Origin of the sequence: Neisseria sp. P0009.S008, from assembly GCF_051958615.1 — a bacterium.
GTDB classification, from domain to species: Bacteria; Pseudomonadota; Gammaproteobacteria; order Burkholderiales; family Neisseriaceae; genus Neisseria; species Neisseria subflava.
Genome location: NZ_JBQCVG010000002.1, coordinates 75686 through 93851, shown reverse-complemented (window position 1 = coordinate 93851; position 18166 = coordinate 75686). Strand labels below are relative to the sequence as shown.

The 18166-nt window shown below is 47.3% G+C and carries 16 protein-coding genes; 12 read left to right on the top strand and 4 right to left on the bottom strand.

Going from position 1 to position 18166, the window contains the following annotated elements; genetic code table 11:
• Positions 1-63: 63 nt before the first annotated feature.
• Positions 64-684, top strand: coding sequence for a DUF2238 domain-containing protein (locus tag ACTHSQ_RS02290; RefSeq protein WP_440371275.1), 621 nt, complete (start codon positions 64-66; stop codon positions 682-684).
• Positions 685-1217: 533 nt separating this feature from the next.
• Here ACTHSQ_RS02290 and ccoP read toward each other — a convergent pair.
• The 4 genes from ccoP to ccoN are packed head-to-tail and all read right to left on the bottom strand — an operon-like array spanning position 1218 to position 4832.
• Positions 1218-2561, bottom strand: a complete 1344-nt coding sequence (ccoP, locus tag ACTHSQ_RS02285; RefSeq protein WP_440371216.1) for a cytochrome-c oxidase, cbb3-type subunit III — start codon at positions 2559-2561, stop codon at positions 1218-1220.
• Between the two features lie 30 nt (positions 2562-2591).
• Positions 2592-2759: a cbb3-type cytochrome oxidase subunit 3 gene (locus ACTHSQ_RS02280; RefSeq protein WP_003684417.1), complete on the bottom strand. Its 168-nt coding sequence runs from the start codon at positions 2757-2759 to the stop codon at positions 2592-2594.
• Positions 2760-2763: 4 nt separating this feature from the next.
• The gene (ccoO, locus tag ACTHSQ_RS02275; RefSeq protein ID WP_003680866.1) at positions 2764-3375 is read right to left on the bottom strand and encodes a cytochrome-c oxidase, cbb3-type subunit II; all 612 of its coding nucleotides are present in this window, start codon (positions 3373-3375) and stop codon (positions 2764-2766) included.
• 23 nt (positions 3376-3398) lie between these two features.
• Complete coding sequence (ccoN, locus tag ACTHSQ_RS02270) at positions 3399-4832, bottom strand: cytochrome-c oxidase, cbb3-type subunit I (protein WP_440371215.1); 1434 nt, start codon at positions 4830-4832, stop codon at positions 3399-3401.
• Positions 4833-5164: 332 nt separating this feature from the next.
• On the opposite strand from ccoN, the gene ACTHSQ_RS02265 reads away from it, so the two are divergent.
• From ACTHSQ_RS02265 to ACTHSQ_RS02215, 11 genes are all read left to right on the top strand, one after another.
• Complete coding sequence (locus ACTHSQ_RS02265) at positions 5165-6916, top strand: M61 family metallopeptidase (RefSeq protein ID WP_440371214.1); 1752 nt, start codon at positions 5165-5167, stop codon at positions 6914-6916.
• A gap of 78 nt (positions 6917-6994) precedes the next feature.
• Entirely contained in the window at positions 6995-7435 is a 441-nt protein-coding gene (locus ACTHSQ_RS02260; protein WP_300483391.1) for a TIGR01244 family sulfur transferase, read from the top strand.
• Between the two features lie 438 nt (positions 7436-7873).
• Positions 7874-8170, top strand: a complete 297-nt coding sequence (locus ACTHSQ_RS02255) for a helix-turn-helix domain-containing protein (RefSeq protein ID WP_003680870.1) — start codon at positions 7874-7876, stop codon at positions 8168-8170.
• Between the two features lie 19 nt (positions 8171-8189).
• On the top strand, positions 8190-10748 hold the full coding sequence (gene glnD / locus ACTHSQ_RS02250) for a [protein-PII] uridylyltransferase (protein WP_440371213.1): 2559 nt from the start codon (positions 8190-8192) through the stop codon (positions 10746-10748).
• An 808-nt stretch (positions 10749-11556) separates the two neighbouring features.
• Positions 11557-12099, top strand: coding sequence for a pilin (locus ACTHSQ_RS02245; protein ID WP_440371212.1), 543 nt, complete (start codon positions 11557-11559; stop codon positions 12097-12099).
• 101 nt (positions 12100-12200) lie between these two features.
• Positions 12201-12659, top strand: coding sequence for a pilin (locus ACTHSQ_RS02240; RefSeq protein ID WP_440371211.1), 459 nt, complete (start codon positions 12201-12203; stop codon positions 12657-12659).
• 393 nt (positions 12660-13052) lie between these two features.
• Positions 13053-13535: an Lrp/AsnC family transcriptional regulator gene (locus ACTHSQ_RS02235; protein WP_003684427.1), complete on the top strand. Its 483-nt coding sequence runs from the start codon at positions 13053-13055 to the stop codon at positions 13533-13535.
• A 117-nt stretch (positions 13536-13652) separates the two neighbouring features.
• Positions 13653-14249 carry a DUF1415 domain-containing protein gene (locus ACTHSQ_RS02230; protein ID WP_440371210.1) on the top strand — a complete coding sequence of 199 codons (597 nt, stop codon included), beginning with the start codon at positions 13653-13655 and terminating at the stop codon, positions 14247-14249.
• Positions 14250-14263: 14 nt separating this feature from the next.
• Positions 14264-14623: a YbaN family protein gene (locus ACTHSQ_RS02225; protein WP_107792321.1), complete on the top strand. Its 360-nt coding sequence runs from the start codon at positions 14264-14266 to the stop codon at positions 14621-14623.
• 443 nt (positions 14624-15066) lie between these two features.
• Entirely contained in the window at positions 15067-16485 is a 1419-nt protein-coding gene (locus tag ACTHSQ_RS02220; RefSeq protein ID WP_440371209.1) for a sodium:proton antiporter, read from the top strand.
• Positions 16486-16822: 337 nt separating this feature from the next.
• The gene (locus tag ACTHSQ_RS02215; RefSeq protein WP_440371208.1) at positions 16823-18166 is read left to right on the top strand and encodes a Na(+)-translocating NADH-quinone reductase subunit A; all 1344 of its coding nucleotides are present in this window, start codon (positions 16823-16825) and stop codon (positions 18164-18166) included.

Below are 18166 nucleotides of genomic sequence, written 5' to 3'. Positions count from 1 at the left end.
AAAACTACCAGCCCTGCCGATTCGTTATACAATACGCAACCATTATTACTACATACACACAACATGAACAAACCCTCTCCAATCTTTCCCATTTTTCTTGCGACGATTATCTTCGCCCTCATTGTTTGGTCAGGCATCAATCCCCATGACCGCGCAGTCTGGTACGCCGAAATCGTTCCCGTAGCATCCGTATTCTTCCTTTTGGTTGCCACCTACCGCATTTTCCGCTTCAGCAACCTGGCCTACTTATTCATGAGTTTTTGGCTGATCATGCATTCCATCGGTGCATACTACACTTTTGCCGATGTACCGTTTGAATCCATCAACCGCTTTGTCGAGCCAATTTTGGGCGAAAACCGCAATCATTACGACCGTATTGCCCATTACATCATCGGCTTTTATGCCTACCCGATGGCTGAATGGCTGCTGCGCCGCAAGCTGTGCAATTTGCCGTTGGCCTTATTTTTCTCCCTGTTCTTCATTATGAGTGTGGCCGCCGCCTATGAAATCATCGAATGGCAATATGCCGTCATCGATGGTGGAGAGGCCGGACTGGAATTCTTGGGTTCTCAAGGCGATATTTGGGACGCGCAAAAAGACATGCTTGCCGATACTTTGGGCGCGTTAACTGCTCTGTTTATTTTTGTATTTACCCGACCCGATAAACGCTTGGGTTTCTCTTAAATCTACCCCTTTACAGCAAAAGGCCGTCTGAAACCAGATTTTCAGACGGCCTTTTTCATTTTTCTATTGGTATGTTGGAACATTGGTTGACAATAATTGGAGCAGGTTGTCGGTCACCCATTTGAATGTAATGGTTTAGATACCAATATCAAAGTGCGGCTACTGCCAATATAGAAAGCTTCATTAGAAACAATTTTGTCGGCCAGCCTGATCTAAGATTTGCCGACAACGGTATAGATTCTATGCGTATGATGATGCGTATAGAAGAAGATCATGACACCTTTTTTAACCACAAATTGAAAGTAATACGAAATTGGGAACAATCACCCAAAACTACTCGACAGCATCGAATAATCTTTCGGTGAGTAGTTCCTGAACCGTAGTACATCTATTTTAAATTGAATAATCTAGGTTTAAAACAAAAGGCCGTCTGAATGTTTCAGACGGCCTTTTGTATGTTTTTTCCATACGGTTTTATCAAATATAAAAAAGCGTACCTTTCTAGGTACGCTTTTTTTCAATCTGACTCAAAATTAGAATTTCGCGCCAGACTCGTTTGCCATAAAGTCTACAGCTGCTTTAACTTCATCATCACTCAGGCTGCCATTACCGCCTTTAGCCGGCATAGAATTAAAGCCTTCAATAGCATGTTTGTGCAAAGTGTCTTTACCTTGCTTAATTCGAGGAGCCCAGTCTTCTTTTTTACCTACGACAGGAGCGCCTGGAATCATACCGCCATGACATGTTTTACAGTTGGCTTCAAAAACAGCTTTGCCATCTACCTTAACCGGAGCCGCTTCTGCTTTTTCAGCAGGTTTGGCTTCAGCAGCCGGAGCAGCTTTAGCATCTGAAGCAGGAGCGGCAGATGCTGCGCTGTCAGCTGCAGGGGCTGATGCTTCGGCTGCTGGAGCAGCTTGAGCAGGCTCAGCTTTTTTAGCAGGAGCTTTTTTACCGTCTTTGTTAGACATACCCCAAACGTAAGCAGTCATGATGTGCAGCTTGTCTTTGTCGAGGAAGTGACCCCAAGCAGGCATTTGGCTGCTGCGGCCGTTGGTAATGGTTTCGGTAATCGCTTTTTGAGTACCGCCCCACAACCATACATCGTCAGTCAGGTTCGGACCAAGACCTTGGATACCTTGACCTTTGTCGCCGTGACAAGTGAAACAGTTGGCAGGTGGGCCGCTAAACAGGGCTTTACCGCGTTCTGCACGTTCTTCGTCGTATTGACCTTTAGGTTTAGAAAGAGACATAACATACTGTGTTACGTTTTTCACGCCTTCTTCACCCAAAGCAGGACCCCATGCAGGCATGGCGGCAGTACGGCCTTTTTCAATAGTTTCCTGAATTTTTTCAGGTTCACCACCCCACAACCAGTCGTCGTCAGTCAGATTTGGAAAGCCTTTAGAGCCTTTGGCATCTGAACCGTGACATTGGATACAGTAGGTATTGAAAAGGTTTTGACCGATAGCTTGTGCTTCAGGATTTTTAGCCACTTGATCAATCGGCATTTTGGCAAACTTAGCATACACTTGGCTGTATTTCTGTACGGCTTTGGCAACCTCTTCTTCATACTGACCGTGGCTAGTCCAGCCCCAGATACCTTTAAAGTCACCGACACCCGGATACATGACCAGATAGCCGATACCGAAGGTCCAAGTGCAGACATACAGCCAAAACCACCAACGCGGCAGCGGGTTGTTGTATTCTTCAATACCGTCCCATTCATGACCTGTCGTTTTGACTTCTTCGCCCTTTTTAGGACGCTTCACAACGTTTTGGGAAAGCAGCAGCCATGCCAAGCCGATAAAGCTGAGCACGACAATAACTGCAATGTATATATTCCAGAAATTGCTGGTAAATTGGGATGTTGTGTTCATTCTTTTGCTCCGTGATCACGGACTAAACTGTTATCGCCCGTCTTTTTCAGACGACCCTTTATCATCATTGTCAAAAATACTGTTGGCAGCATCATCGTAGTTCTTTTTATTACGTCGATTAAAAACAATATAAAGCACTAAGATGAAACTGATAAAAACCCAAACAGTAAAGAGCGAGCGAGCCCAGTTCACGTCCATGATGTTACCTTACGTTTTTCAATGCCAAGCCTAAGCCTTGCAGGTATGCAATCACCGCATCCAGCTCTGATTTGTTTGCCAAAGCTTCAGGAGCTTTTTCAATTTCTTCATCGCTGTAAGGCGTACCGACTTTACGCAGGGCTTTCATATGTGCCACTGTTGCTTCGGCATCGACTTTGTTGCGGGCAAGCCATGGGAAAGCAGGCATATTGGACTCTGGCACAACGTCGCGCGGATTCAGCAAGTGGATGCGGTGCCATTCGTCGGAATAGCGGCCGCCTACACGAGCCAAGTCCGGACCGGTACGTTTGGAACCCCATTGGAACGGATGGTCATAAACAGACTCACCGGCAACGGAGTAGTGGCCGTAACGTTCGGTTTCTGCACGGAACGGACGAATCATTTGAGAGTGGCAGTTATAGCAGCCTTCGCGTACGTAAATATCACGACCAGCCACTTGCAAAGCGTTATAAGGTTTCACACCTTCAATAGGTTGGGTTACAGCCTTGGAGAAGAACAGCGGCACGGCTTCAATCAACAGACCTACGCTGACTACAAGCAGGGTAAATACAATCAGGACGCCGACTTTTTCTTCAGCTAATTGTTGTAATTTCATTTTGGTAGCCTTTTCTTATGTTTTTAGTGGTGCTGGGTTTGAGACACCGCGGGAATCTCGGCATCAACCGCTTTGCCACTGATGGCTGTACGGTAAACGTTGTATGCCATGATACACATACCGCTCAGGTACAGCAGGCCGCCGGTGAAACGAATCATGTAGTAAGGCATGGTACGTTTAACTGACTCTACAAACGAATAAGTCAAAGTACCGTCAGCATTCAGAGAACCCCACATCAGGCCTTGCATCACACCGGCAATCCACATCGCGGCGATATACAGAACCACACCGATGGTTGCAATCCAGAAATGCGCTTCAACCAATTTGGTGCTGTACATTTCGTTTTTACCGAAGAGGCGTGGGATCATATAGTAAACGGAACCGATGGTTACGAAGCCTACCCAACCCAATGCACCGGCGTGAACGTGTGCAACAGTCCAGTCAGTGTAGTGGCTCAGAGCGTTAACAGTTTTGATAGACATCATCGGACCTTCGAAGGTAGACATACCGTAGAAGGACAGAGATACGATCAAGAATTTCAAAATCGGGTCGGTACGCAGTTTGTCCCATGCACCAGACAGAGTCATGATGCCGTTGATCATACCGCCCCAGGAAGGTGCGAACAGGATCAAAGACAATACCATACCTAAAGATTGAGTCCAGTCAGGCAATGCGGTGTAGTGCAAGTGGTGAGAACCTGCCCACATATAAGTGAAAATCAAAGCCCAGAAGTGAACAACGGACAAGCGGTAAGAGTAAATAGGACGGCCTGCTTGTTTTGGTACGAAGTAGTACATCATACCCAAGAAACCGGCTGTCAGGAAAAAGCCCACCGCATTATGGCCGTACCACCATTGAACCATCGCATCAATCGCACCAGAGTAAACTGGGTAAGATTTCATCAAACCGGCAGGGATGCTGATATTATTGACGATGTGCAACAGCGCAACAGCCAAGATAAAGCCGCCGTAGAACCAGTTGGCAACGTAGATGTGTTTGATTTTACGTTTGGCAATCGTACCGAAGAATACGATGGCGTAAGCAATCCAAACTAAAGCGATCAGGATGTCGATAGGCCATTCCAATTCAGCATATTCTTTAGCTTGGGTATAACCCATAGGCAAGCTGATAGCCGCAGCCACGATGACAGCCTGCCAACCCCAGAAGGTAAATGCAGGCAACCAACCGCCAAACAGACGGGTATTACATGTACGTTGAACAACGTAGTATGATGTACCGATCAGACCGCAACCACCAAATGCAAAAATAACCGCATTGGTATGCAGCGGACGCAGGCGGCCAAAGTGGAACCAAGGTCCAATTTCAGATAAATCAAGGGATGGAGCAAATAATTGGGCGGCTACAATTACACCGACCAACATGCCCACAATACCCCAAACTACAGTCATGATGGCGAACTGGCGCACCACTTTGTAGTTATAAGTTTGTGTGTCCATGGAAGTCTCCATAAATTATGGGTATAAAAAATTTTTATCTCGCCCCAACCCTTACGTTTATGAAAAGCGCAATACGGCTAAGGCTCAAATTTTTCTAAATTTAACATAGACACCACAACATGCCAAGCAAAATTACATTCCATATTGCATAAAACCTTTAGCGAGACATCATCTCATTTCTTTTATAATCAATAATTTATTTAAACATATTCAATAAATAGGGCACGGCATTTTTTCAAGCCTCCTTTTTCGTACAGATTTATTGATATAGATTAAACCCAACCTTTTAAAACACTTATTCTTAATAAACTTTAGCAAACTATACGATAGCTATGATTAATTACGAAATTACCCCTAACTTTCTGTCTCATGAATGGCACATCACCTTATCATTCACCCAACCCAATGATTATGAAACAGAAATCAGCCTACCAAACTGGGTTCCCGGCAGCTACCTCATCCGTGACTTTGCCCGCCACATCACACACATCAGCGCGCGTTGCAACGGCAAAACCCAGCCACTGACGCAAACCAGCAAAAACCATTGGCAAACCCCGGCCCTCAGCGGAGCGTGGGAAATTTACTACACCGTCTACGCATTCGACTTATCAGTTCGCGGCTCGTTCCTCAGCACCGAGCGTGGCTTTTTCGATGGCGCATGCCTCTTCTTAAAAGTACACGGACAAGAGGAACAACCGCACCAAGTCGAATTTTCTACCCTGCCACACACATGGCAAATAGCCACAACCCTGCCCCAAATTTCAGCGACCACTTTTCAGACGGCCTCATATACCGAGCTTATTGATCACCCCGTTGAAACAGGCATCATCGAATTCCTCGACTTTGAAGCACAAGGCATCCCCCACCGTATTGCATTAAGTGGTATTTACCCCGATTTCGACCGCGCCCGCTTCCTCGCCGATATTCAAAAAATCTGCGAAACCGAGTTGGCGATGTTCCCCACCCCTGCCCCGTTTACCGAATACCTTTTCCTACTACATCTGGGCGACAACCTCTACGGCGGACTGGAACACATCAGCAGCACCGCCCTACTCGCCAACCGCCACAGTCTGCCATCTTACGATATGGGCGAAGCCGACAAAGCCTATACCGAACTGCTCGGCCTCTTCTCCCACGAATACTTCCACGCATGGAACGTCAAATCCATCAAACCGGCCGTCTTCGCACCTTACAATCTCGACCAAGAAAACTACACCGAGCAACTTTGGGCATTTGAAGGCATTACTTCCTACTACGACGACCTCTTTCTAGCCCGAAGCAAAACCATCAGCCCCGAAGCCTACCTTACCCTGCTTGCACAAGGCATCACACGCGTACAGCAGACACAAGGCCGTCTGAAACAAACACTTGCCCAATCCAGTTTCAGCGCGTGGGACAAGTTCTACAAACAAGACGAAAACAGCCCCAACGCCATCGTCAGCTACTATCAAAAAGGCGCACTGGCCGCACTTTGCCTCGACCTCATCATCTGTGAAAAAAGCCAAGGCAAATACACCCTCGACAGCGTGATGCAGCAACACTATCGCGACTGGTGCAACACCCATCAAGGCATACCCGAAAAACACTGGCAAACCCGTTGCCAAGAAATAACCGGTTTAGATTTAGAAGCCTTCTTTCAGACGGCCTTATACAGCACCGAAGACCTTCCGCTCGCAGAATGTCTGCAAAGCGTAGGTGTCAAACTCGACTTCATCCCCCTGCCACGCCAGCACGGCGGAGCATTTGCAAGCGAACCCCAATCGGTTGCCCCCGCCAATGATTTGGGCGCACGTTTCAAACAAAACGGCGACCACGCTATCCTGACTCATGTATTTAATGGCGGCAGCGCAGAAAATGCCGGACTCTGCCCGCAAGACAAAATCATCGCCTTAGGCGGATATGCCTGCAACGACCTTGCAGCGCAGTGGAGCAAACTGCCTATCGGCACGCGCACCACCATCCATTTCTTCCGTCAAGGCCTGTTGCGCGAAACCAGCATCACAGTTCAAGCAGCAGAAGCCAATACCGCCCTGCTGCACATTACCGATCGCCAAAAACTCGAAAACTGGTTGTACAATCATTAAATAAAACTTCAAACGGCCTGCCACTTCCTAGGCCGTCTGAAATCAACATATCCGCTCAATATAAAGAAAGGAAAAACTATGCCCATCCGTAAACTGACCGACACCCTCTATATCGCCCCCCAACTGACCGAAGCCGATGTCCAAGAAGCCGTACGCCTCGGCATCCAAACCGTCATCTGCAACCGCCCGGATGGCGAAGAAGAAAACCAACCGGCTTTTGCCGAAGTGCAAAACTGGTTTAAAGAGGCCGGCATCAACCAATTCTCACACCAGCCCGTCGTTGCGCCTCAAATCAACGCAGCTGATGTTGCAGCCTTCCAAAATCTGTTGCAACAATCTCCGGCTCCTATCCTTGCCTTCTGCCGTACCGGCACTCGCTGCTCTCTGCTTTGGGGTTATCATCAAGTGCAACACGGCGTATCCGTAGCCGAAGTAGTTGCCGCAGCCGAGCAGGCGGGCGTCAACCTCAGCAACTTTGAAGCCCGCCTGCAAGAAGCCAAAGATAAAGGTTTGGCTTAATACTTAATTTATACATAAGTAGCAGCCTTTAAACCAATCAGGCCGTCTGAAACCCATTTTTCAGACGGCCTAATGATTTTTATTCACAATCAAACCTTATTTTTAATTTATTTCCACTATCCTAAAAATATATTTTCTAAATCAAGTCCAAATTGACCTGTATCAATACCCCAACCCTATTTTCATTTATAATGCCTTTCAATACTTCAAGATCAAGCCCGAATCATCCAGTTTTCCTCTATAAGAGCCAGCTCTCTTAATTAAATGATTTTTCTTTCCTCTTGATGTGTGTGTGTTTGGGTGTGGCTGAAAGCCACCCCCTTTTTTTTATACCTACCCTCTTTAAGGCCGTCTGAAAACTTTCAGACGGCCTTTCCTTTCCCCTCACAAAAATAGTATAAAATCCCCTTATCGTTCAAACCACAAACTCAAAATACCATGGTCAACAAACTCACTCCCCCTCCAAGCCTACCCGATCCGCAAGACCTCCGCGCCGTTATCGCTTACAACATGCGCCTCTACCGTGTCAATCACGGCTGGTCGCAAGAAGAACTGGCACGCCAATGCGGACTTGACCGTACTTACGTCTCCGCCGTCGAGCGCAAACGCTGGAATATCGCCCTTTCCAACATCGAAAAAATCGCATCCGCACTTAAAATCGCCCCTTACAAACTCCTCCTTCCGCCGCAAGAAATGCTCCGCCAAATGACCGAACCTGCGGATACCCAAGCCTAATTCACAACCAGATACCATCATGACCGCCGCCCAACAAGCCATCCAAACTTACCAGCAGCAAAAAGTCGCAGCAGAAACTGCCTACCGCCAAAACAACCGCCCTACCGCTTACTTCCGCGACCATATCGCTGCTGCCGAAACCCTGCTGCAAACCCTCTGGCAAATCCACTTCCCCGACAGCAACGACATCAGCCTGATTGCCATCGGCGGCTTTGGGCGTTGCGAACTCTATCCCCATTCCGACTGGGACTTAGCAATTATTTCCTCCACTCCTTTTTCAGACGGCCTGCAACAGCAAACCGCCCAATTTATCCAAACCCTTTGGGACGCACGCCTCAATCCGGCCATCAAAAGCGGCAGCATAGAAGAAATCCTCCAAAGCACCCAAAACGACATTACCGGCGAAACCGCCTTTCTAGAAGCACGCCACCTACAAGGCAATGCCAACCTTACCGCCCAACTTCTAAACAAACTCAACACACGCCGCGACACAGCCACCTTTATCGAAGCCAAACTCCTCGAAATGGAGCAACGCCATACCAAATCCCAAGGTACAGGCGCACAACTCGAACCCAACATCAAAACCTGCCCCGGCGGCCTGCGCGACATCCACACCCTGATTTGGACAGCCAAAGCACAAGGCATAGACAGCAACCCCACCGCCCTTGTTACTGCCGGCGTCCTCACACGCACCGAAGCCGGTATGTTGGCCCATGGCTACCGCCGGCTCGCCAACATCCGCATTCATCTCCACCTTACTGCCGACCGCCCCGAAGACAGGCTGCTTTTCGACTACCAGTCCCAAGTTGCCGAAAGCTTAGGCTATACCCAACCCGACATCCGCGGCCGAAGCGAAGCCCTAATGCACACCTTCTACCGTGCCACTAAAGCCATCAAACAACTCAACGGCATCCTCATTCCGGTTCTCAAAAACCATCAAACCTCCAGCCGTCCCCAACATATCCACCCCATCGACAGCCACTACAAACGCATCGGCCACCAAATCGCCGCCAACGACCTTGCCCTGTTCGAGCAAAATCCCGAACACATCTTCACCATCATTCAAACCATGCAGGAGCAAAACATCACCACCATCGAGCCGCAAACCCTGCGTGCATGGTGGGCGGCCACACGAAAAATCAACACCCGTTTCACCCAAAATCCAGAAAACCGCCGCCGCTTTATCCAATTCTTCAAACACGGCACCGGCCTTACCCAAACCCTCCGTTTTCTCAACCTCTACGGCGTACTTGGCCGCTATCTCCCCGCATGGGAAAAAATCACCGGCCTGCTCCAACACGACCTCTTCCATATTTACCCCGTAGACGACCACATCCTGACCGTCGTCCGCAATATGCGCCGTCTCGCCATCGAAACCCACAGCCACGAAATGCCCGAGGCCAGCGCCATCATGCAGGCCTACCCAAGACCGCATGTCCTCTACACCGCCGCCCTGCTGCACGACATCGCCAAAGGCCGTGGCGGCGATCACGCCAAAGAAGGCATCAAAGACGCACAACAATTCGCCGCCAACCACTACTACACCGAAGAAGAAAGCCACCTCCTCGCATGGCTGGTTGAAAACCACCTGCTCATGTCCACCGTTGCCCAAAAAGAAGACATCCAAGATCCCCATGTCCTCCAAGCCTTTTGCCGCCGTATTCCCACGCGCGAATACCTCGACGCACTCTACCTGCTTACCATTGCCGACATCCGCGGCACCAACCCCAAACTTTGGAACACATGGCGCGCCAGTCTGCTCCAAACCCTCTACCACAGCACCGCCGCCGTTTTAAACAGCAAACACCACGATCCCGAACGCCTCCCCAACCGACGCGAACAAGCCTCGACCGATCAGCTCACACGCGCGGCCGTTCCCCTCAAAAACCAACAAAAACTCCGCCGCATCCTCGGCAGCGCATACTACGTCCGCCATCAGACGCGGGAAATCCTCTGGCACACCGCAAACCTCGCCTACGACACCCAAAGTCCGGCCGTCCGCAGCCGTATCCTCCCCCAAAGCAACAGCCTTCAAGTCATGGTATTCATGCCCAATGGCGACCGCCTCTTCGCACGCCTCTGCCGCATCTTCAGCAGCCACCGCTTCGACATCCAAGCCGCCCGTGCCTTTATTACCGAGCACGACTACATCCTTGACACCTTTATCCTGCAACTTCCCGACAATCTCCCGCCCGAAGAATATCCCGACCGTCAAAGCGCACTCGAAGCCGAACTCAACAGCTTCATCCACGGCAATACCACCGTCCAAAAACAAAGCGGCCGCCCGCACATCAGCCGCCGCATCCGCCACATTCCCATTCCGCCTACCGTAATCATTACCCCCGAAGAAGATTATCCCGGCTGGCACACCATAGACATCACCGCCGTCAACCGCCCCCATCTCCTCGCCGATATCGCCGAGACCTTCTTTGCACACAACATCAGCCTGCGCTACGCCAAAATCACCACCTTGGATCAGCGCATTGAGGACAGCTTCATTACCTACAGCCCATCCCTACAAGACCCGCAAACCCAAAACACCCTAAAACAGGCATTGATCGAAGTCTTGACCCCATAAAGGCCGTCTGAACATCTTAAAAACATAGGGTGAGCATTTTTTGCTCACCCTAATCTCATTCAAACATATAAACATCCTGAATATACCCTTCTAAAACACTCAAGAAATCCAAAGCCTTAAAATTTAAAACCAGAACTTCCTTCTGACATAAAACTACATTCTAAAATCATAATACAAATGGATATAATTCCAATAACAAATTTTCATTCACCTATTACACCAAACCTTCTTCAAAAATCCTTCCTTCCAAATTTTCTCCTTATCCGTATTCAAACAAAATACGCATACAAAATAAAACCCATAAAAAACAAAAAAATAAAATCACAAAATATTAAACTCACCGATTAATCCATAAAAATACCGTCTATCTAAATCAATTAACATATTATTGAGTCAAGCTTAATTTCTGACGAAAAACGTCACATGCCCAAACTTGCACACACTCCCTGTCACAAAAAACACAAAACTGACAAAAAACGTCAACCCCCTATTTCCCAAAAATCCTGAAACTTTCAAACAAAACCTCACAAAATTTAAAATTAAAAAATAATCCCAATAAAAACAATAAACAAAAAATAAAAAATAAATTTTTTAATCAGTTTTGAACACTTGGCACACCGACTGCTTGAAACAACACGTCCGATAAGGCCCAAGCCTCAAAGCAGCAAGCCCGACGGAAGCTGTATATTCCTTCTTACTTTATGGTTTACTCATAATACATAGTGCCAAGTAATACATAGTGCCAAACACATTACGGACTTTTTACTTAAACACAATTATTCACACTTTAAAACTGGAATTTTAAACAATGAAAGCAATCCAAAAAGGTTTCTCCCTGATCGAATTGATGATCGTCATCGCCATCTTGGGCATCTTGGCCGTAATCGCCCTGCCTGCATACCAAGACTACACTGCACGCGCCCAAGTTTCTGAAGCCATCTTATTGATGGAAGGTCAAAAGTCTGCTGTTGTTGAATACTATGCAGATAAAGGCAAATGGCCTACTAGCAATACCGAAGCAGGTATTGCAACTAATACAAGCATTCAGGGTAAATATGTTGCACAAGTAGATGTTGGTGGTGCCGGTGTTATTACTGCAACAATGAAAAAAGCTGACGTAAATAAGGAAATTGAAGGCAAAACTGTATCCCTTACTCCTACTGCCACTACTGCCACTACTGCCACTACCGGTTCTACTCCTGGTGCAACTGGTAACGGCTCCTTTACTTGGACTTGTACTCCAGGTGCAAAAGATGGCGTAGCTACAAAATTCTTGCCTTCCTCTTGCCGTCCTGCTACTACCGCTACTACAGGTGGTTCTGGAACAGGTGGTTCTGGAACAGGTAGTTAATTTAAATATCTAACAAAAGATATTCGACTCAAAGCAAATCCCATAAGAATTATGGGATTTGTTTTATAAAATAAAAATAAGAAAACGACATACTCAAAAAAATGAAAAAACTACGCAACGCCCAAACCGGCTTTAGCCTGATTGAGTTGATGATTGTTATCGGCATTATCGGCATTTTGGCAGTAGCGGCTCTTCCTGCATACCAAAACTATGTTGCCAGAGCACAAGTAGCAGAAGGCATCATGCTGGCAGCCAGTATGAAAAGCTACGTCGAAGAAGCCTATGCAGATAAAGGTAGCTTACCGCTTGACCTAAATATCAAGCAACTCGCTTCAGACGACAATAAAGTCGGTAACTATGTCAAGATTGTCCGTATTGAAGATAACGGCACTATTGTTGTCGCCATCGGTAATCAAGCTGCTGTTCCTGTGAAGAATACCGAAATCCGCCTGACACCAAGTTTTGCAAAAACAGGTGCTACTAAAGGCACAACAGTTTGGTCTTGCGGTGGCACCATGGATACACACTTCCTTCCTGTATCCTGCAAACAGAGCCTGTAAGCTTATTTCCCAAAACACAAAAATACATTGCGAAGAAAACACCCCAAACAAAGCCAAATACAAACGCGGAAAACGAATAAAAGCAAAAGAACAAAACTCTCCAAAACAAGGTCATTAAGAGCCTGAATGATCACATTACTAAAATAAATGCCGTCTGAAATTCATTTTCAGACGGCCTCTTTATATCCAATCCTAATATGACATAAAACTTTGATCTTGATTAGTTTCAGACGGCCTTCATCTTTTCACCACTACATAAAACAAATTCGCAACACTCCTTATAAGACAATTTGTCGCCTATCTGAACTCAATATATAATTTAACCATACAAGTCTTTATTTTTAAGCATTTTTCATTTTTAAAACATACATTACCTACATTGGGAGAACCATCATGCCTCATCTAAACTTGGATAAAACGGATTTAAAGATTCTGCAGGTTTTGCAGGAAAATGGGCGGTTGAGCAATGTTGAGCTTTCTGAAAAGGTGGCGCTCTCCCCTTCTCCCTGCCTGCGCCGTCTCAAACAGCTTGAAGATGCGGGCATTATTCAAAAATACGCTGCCCAGCTTTCTCCCGTATCTTTGGGCTTGGGTTTGCAGGCTTTTATCCGTGTTTCAATTAGCAAGGCAAAAGATGCGCGCGAGGATTTTTCCGAATCTGTCCGCGCCTGGCCGGAAGTATTAAGCTGCTTTGCTTTAACAGGCGAAACCGACTATCTGCTCCATGCGTTTTTTACCGATATGAACGCGTTTTCCCATTTTGTTTTAGACACGTTGCTTTCGCACCACGGCGTGCAAGATGCGCAATCAAGTTTTGTGTTGAAAGAAATTAAAAACACGACCGCTCTGCCTTTGGTTCATTTGGTTCAGGATTGATGATTTGAAACTGATAAAGGCCGTCTGTTATTCAGACGGCCTTTTGAATTCCAATGGTTTGCTTTAACATCCATACACTTGTATACTTTTTAAGAATAATTCACATAAGCTTTTGCTATGACTGACACCGCCCATCTCGATATCGATACTGTTTCAGAACATACCAAACAATGGCTGGAAAAAGCCGTTATCGGCCTGAATCTCTGCCCGTTTGCCAAAGCGCCGCACGTTAAAAACCTGGTTCGCATCATTGTCAGCGAATCCCGTCATTTGGACGGCTTCCTTGAAGACTTGGATCGTGAATTGCAGCTTCTGGGCAATACACCCGCTTCGGAATTGGAAACCACTTTACTGGTTCATCCGACACTGTTCCCTGATTTTGAAACCTTCAACCAAATGCTGGAAATTGCCGATGATGCCGTTTTAGAAAACGAATTGGAAGGCATTGTCCAAATTGCGCCGTTCCATCCCGATTTCCAATTTGAAGGCACTGAAACCGACGACATCAGCAACTACACCAATCGCTCACCCTACCCGACCTTGCATCTGATTCGTGAAGACAGTATTGCTAAAGCGGCTGAAGCATTTCCTGACGCCTCGGCAATTTTCGACCGCAATATCGCGCTGCTGGAAAAAATGGGGCATGAGGGCTGGGATGAATTAGACATTCCGCGTTGTCCATTTCCGCATCACAAGCCGTCTGAAAACAAATAATTGGTGACGGGAAGATGGTTCGCTATTTGTTGATTTTTTGCGGCGCATTGTCGCTTGTCTTAGGCATTATCGGCATTTTCCTGCCATTACTGCCGACTACGCCTTTCATTTTATTGACCGCCGCCTGCTGGGCAAAGGCTTCGCCGCGCTTTCACAATTGGCTCTATCATCACCGCTATTTCGGCCCGATCATACAAAACTGGGAAAACAACGGCGCCGTGCCGCGCAAGGCAAAGTTCTTCGCTATCGGCATGATGGCTCTTTCTTGCCTGTTTATGTTTTGGCAATTTCCAGAACGCTGGTGGATTGGTGCCGTTTCATCAGTCTTCTGTAGCTGCGTGGCTGTGTGGATGTGGTTACGGCCGGAGGCATAAAATAAAACAGGTGGGCATTTTCGCTTACCTATTTTTTTTGTTTTCATACCCAATTTATCCATTAAAACAATCAGTAAGAACTAAAACACCCTATTCATCCTCATTTTTCAGACGGCCTCCATTTATTCAATCAAATGTAAATTTTAGCTAAAATTAATTCAAAATATTTTTTCGATAGCATTATTTTTAAAGTTTCAAGCTCCTGTTTCAAAAACATTTTTTTACTACTTCCAACTACTCCCATCGCTTTTATTCCTTTATTTGTATCAACATTTCTTTTGATTCCAACACTCTAAACCGTCCCTTAACACTTGCTTTGCGTTATACTTTCCCCTGACACAACCGCGCAGTTCGTCTGGATATTTTCAGACGGCCTGAATATTTCACCGCCGTGCTCTCTCAACGAAGTTCCTCACGGCGCAACAGAATAAAAAGGAAATACCATGCGCTATCTCTCATTTTCACTGCTTCTTGCCGCCCTTCCTGCTGCGGCATCCGATTTTAACGGCTCATCCGCAAGCCTGCTTTGGGGTCTGCCGTTTGCACTGATTCTCTTGTCTATTGCACTCGGGCCTCTGTTTTTCTCCCATATTTGGCACCATCACTTCGGCAAAATTACAGCGTTTTGGACGCTGCTGTTTTTAACGCCGTTTATCGTAACCTTTGGTTTCGGAGCCGGCGTACATACCGTTGCCCATGCGTTGGTTGAAGAATATATCCCCTTTATCCTGTTGCTTTTGGCACTCTATACCATTTCAGGCGGTATTTTTGTCAGCGGCGACTTGCACGGCTCGCCCAAATTGAACACGACCCTGTTGGCAGTCGGCACGGCTTTGTCGTCCATCATGGGGACGACAGGCGCGGCGATGTTGATGATTCGTCCGCTTTTGAAAGCCAACCATAATCGCTACTACCGCGTTCACATCGTGATTTTCTTCATTTTCTTGGTGGCGAATATCGGCGGCGGTCTGACTCCTTTAGGCGATCCTCCTCTGTTCTTAGGCTTTCTGAAAGGCGTAGATTTCATGTGGACGGTCAAACACATGCTGATGCCTGTATTGATCAGTTCTGTGGTTTTACTGACTGTTTTCTACATCATCGACAGCCGACACTTCAACCGTGAACAAAGCGAACACCTTGCTCCTGCTCCTTCCGATAAAGAAGAAAAAGTCAAAATTTACGGCAAATGGAATTTCCTGTTACTGGCCGGTGTTGTCGGCGCGGTTTTGCTGTCCGGTTTGTGGAAACCAAATCATCCGGGCTTTGAAATCTTGGGCAGCCATTATGCCTTGCAAAACCTGATACGCGATGGCATTTTGCTGGCTTTGACCGCCGTATCTTGGATTATTACGCCCAAACAGGTACGCGCAGGCAATGAGTTCAACTTTGAGCCAATTGCCGAAGTGGGCAAACTGTTTTTGGGTATTTTCATTACCATTTCGCCTGTTTTGGCAATTTTGAAAGCCGGCGAAACAGGCGCATTGGCTTCCGTTGTTTCTTTGGTTCATGACGCGGCAGGCAATCCGATTAATGTGATGTATTTCTGGATGAGCGGCATTTTGTCGGCATTCTTGGATAACGCGCCGACTTATTTGGTATTCTTCAATATGGCCGGTGGCGATGCACAAGCCTTGATGACAGGCCATCTGTTCCATTCGTTGCTGGCAGTATCCATGGGCTCTGTATTTATGGGTGCGCTCACTTATATCGGTAATGCGCCGAACTTCATGGTCAAAGCTATTGCCGAACAACGCGGCGTACCGATGCCTTCTTTCTTCGGCTACATGGCATGGTCGGTGATTGTATTGGTACCGCTGTTTGCCCTGCATACGATGATTTTCTTCGTTTGGCAGATCTTTTAAATTAGAGGCCGTCTGAAAATTCAGACGGCCTTTTATTTTCAGCTATATCATCAAATATAGCGTTTAAATATCAATCAGTTAAAAATTGTTTCCCTTAACACTCGATTACACATTCCTACTTTTTTCCCACTTTTCCCGTAAAAATAAGCGTAAAACTGACATAAAGCAGCCTATACCTGATAAAATCTAAAGCTTTGTTGTTTGCGTTTATTCGTTGTTTTTATAGCAAACCTCTGCTTTTTCAGACGGCCCATCCGTTGTTTCAAAACATTACATGCCGTCTGAAAAAAACAATCCGACATCCGAATCTCAACCCACCAAAAAGTAACGCATCCTTATGATTAAGATAAAAAAAGGCTTAGACCTGCCTATCGCAGGCAGACCGGAGCAAGCCATTTATGACGGCCCGGCCATTACCGAAGTCGCGTTGCTTGGCGAAGAATATGTCGGCATGCGCCCCTCGATGAAAATCAAGGAAGGCGAAGCCGTCAAAAAAGGCCAAGTGCTGTTTGAAGACAAAAAGAATCCGGGCGTAGTATTTACTGCTCCGGCTTCAGGCAAAATCGCCGCTATTCACCGTGGCGAAAAGCGCGTACTTCAGTCAGTCGTGATTGCCGTTGAAGGCAACGACGAAATCGAATTCGAACGCTACGCACCTGAAGCGCTGGCAAAATTGAGCAGTGAAGAAGTGCGCCGCAACCTGATCCAATCCGGTTTGTGGACTGCGCTGCGCACCCGTCCGTTCAGCAAAATCCCTGCCGTCGATGCCGAGCCGTTCGCCATCTTCGTCAATGCAATGGACACCAATCCGCTGGCTGCCGATCCTACGGTCATCATCAAAGAAGCTGCCGAAGACTTCAAACGCGGCCTGTTGGTATTGAGCCGTCTGACCGAGCGTAAAATCCATGTGTGTAAAGCAGCAGGCGCAGACGTGCCGTCTGAAAATGCTGCCAACATCGAAACACATGAATTTGGCGGCCCGCATCCTGCCGGTTTGAGTGGCACGCACATTCATTTCATCGAGCCAGTCGGTGCGAACAAAACCGTTTGGACCATCAATTATCAAGATGTGATTGCCATTGGCCGTTTGTTTGCAACAGGCCGTCTGAACACCGAGCGCGTTGTTGCCTTGGGCGGCTCTCAAGTCAACAAAACACGCCTCTTGCGTACCGTTTTGGGTGCGAAAGTATCGCAAATTACTGCGGGCGAATTGGTTGACGCAGACAACCGCGTGATTTCCGGCTCGGTATTGAACGGCGCGATTGCACAAGGCGCGCACGATTACCTCGGCCGCTACCACAATCAGATTTCCGTTATCGAAGAAGGCCGCAGCAAAGAGCTATTTGGCTGGGTTGCGCCGCAGCCGGACAAATACTCGATTACGCGTACGACCCTCGGTCATTTCCTGAAAAACAAACTCTTCAAGTTCACGACAGCCGTCAACGGCGGCGACCGCGCCATGGTGCCGATTGGTACTTACGAGCGCGTGATGCCGCTGGACATCCTGCCTACCTTGCTTTTGCGCGATTTAATCGTCGGCGATACCGACAGTGCGCAGGCTTTGGGTTGCTTGGAATTGGACGAAGAAGACCTCGCTTTGTGCAGCTTCGTCTGCCCGGGTAAATACGAATACGGCCCGCTGTTGCGCAAAGTGCTGGAAACCATTGAGAAGGAAGGCTGA

What these genes read in the sequence shown, in the direction of transcription:
- ACTHSQ_RS02290 (WP_440371275.1), top strand. Translation starts at nt 64, where the DNA reads ATGAACAAACCCTCTCCAATCTTTCCCATTTTTCTTGCGACGATTATC.
- ccoP (WP_440371216.1), bottom strand. Translation starts at nt 2,561, where the DNA reads ATGAACACAACATCCCAATTTACCAGCAATTTCTGGAATATATACATT.
- ACTHSQ_RS02280 (WP_003684417.1), bottom strand. Translation starts at nt 2,759, where the DNA reads ATGGACGTGAACTGGGCTCGCTCGCTCTTTACTGTTTGGGTTTTTATC.
- ccoO (WP_003680866.1), bottom strand. Translation starts at nt 3,375, where the DNA reads ATGAAATTACAACAATTAGCTGAAGAAAAAGTCGGCGTCCTGATTGTA.
- ccoN (WP_440371215.1), bottom strand. Translation starts at nt 4,832, where the DNA reads ATGGACACACAAACTTATAACTACAAAGTGGTGCGCCAGTTCGCCATC.
- ACTHSQ_RS02265 (WP_440371214.1), top strand. Translation starts at nt 5,165, where the DNA reads ATGATTAATTACGAAATTACCCCTAACTTTCTGTCTCATGAATGGCAC.
- ACTHSQ_RS02260 (WP_300483391.1), top strand. Translation starts at nt 6,995, where the DNA reads ATGCCCATCCGTAAACTGACCGACACCCTCTATATCGCCCCCCAACTG.
- ACTHSQ_RS02255 (WP_003680870.1), top strand. Translation starts at nt 7,874, where the DNA reads ATGGTCAACAAACTCACTCCCCCTCCAAGCCTACCCGATCCGCAAGAC.
- glnD (WP_440371213.1), top strand. Translation starts at nt 8,190, where the DNA reads ATGACCGCCGCCCAACAAGCCATCCAAACTTACCAGCAGCAAAAAGTC.
- ACTHSQ_RS02245 (WP_440371212.1), top strand. Translation starts at nt 11,557, where the DNA reads ATGAAAGCAATCCAAAAAGGTTTCTCCCTGATCGAATTGATGATCGTC.
- ACTHSQ_RS02240 (WP_440371211.1), top strand. Translation starts at nt 12,201, where the DNA reads ATGAAAAAACTACGCAACGCCCAAACCGGCTTTAGCCTGATTGAGTTG.
- ACTHSQ_RS02235 (WP_003684427.1), top strand. Translation starts at nt 13,053, where the DNA reads ATGCCTCATCTAAACTTGGATAAAACGGATTTAAAGATTCTGCAGGTT.
- ACTHSQ_RS02230 (WP_440371210.1), top strand. Translation starts at nt 13,653, where the DNA reads ATGACTGACACCGCCCATCTCGATATCGATACTGTTTCAGAACATACC.
- ACTHSQ_RS02225 (WP_107792321.1), top strand. Translation starts at nt 14,264, where the DNA reads ATGGTTCGCTATTTGTTGATTTTTTGCGGCGCATTGTCGCTTGTCTTA.
- ACTHSQ_RS02220 (WP_440371209.1), top strand. Translation starts at nt 15,067, where the DNA reads ATGCGCTATCTCTCATTTTCACTGCTTCTTGCCGCCCTTCCTGCTGCG.
- ACTHSQ_RS02215 (WP_440371208.1), top strand. Translation starts at nt 16,823, where the DNA reads ATGATTAAGATAAAAAAAGGCTTAGACCTGCCTATCGCAGGCAGACCG.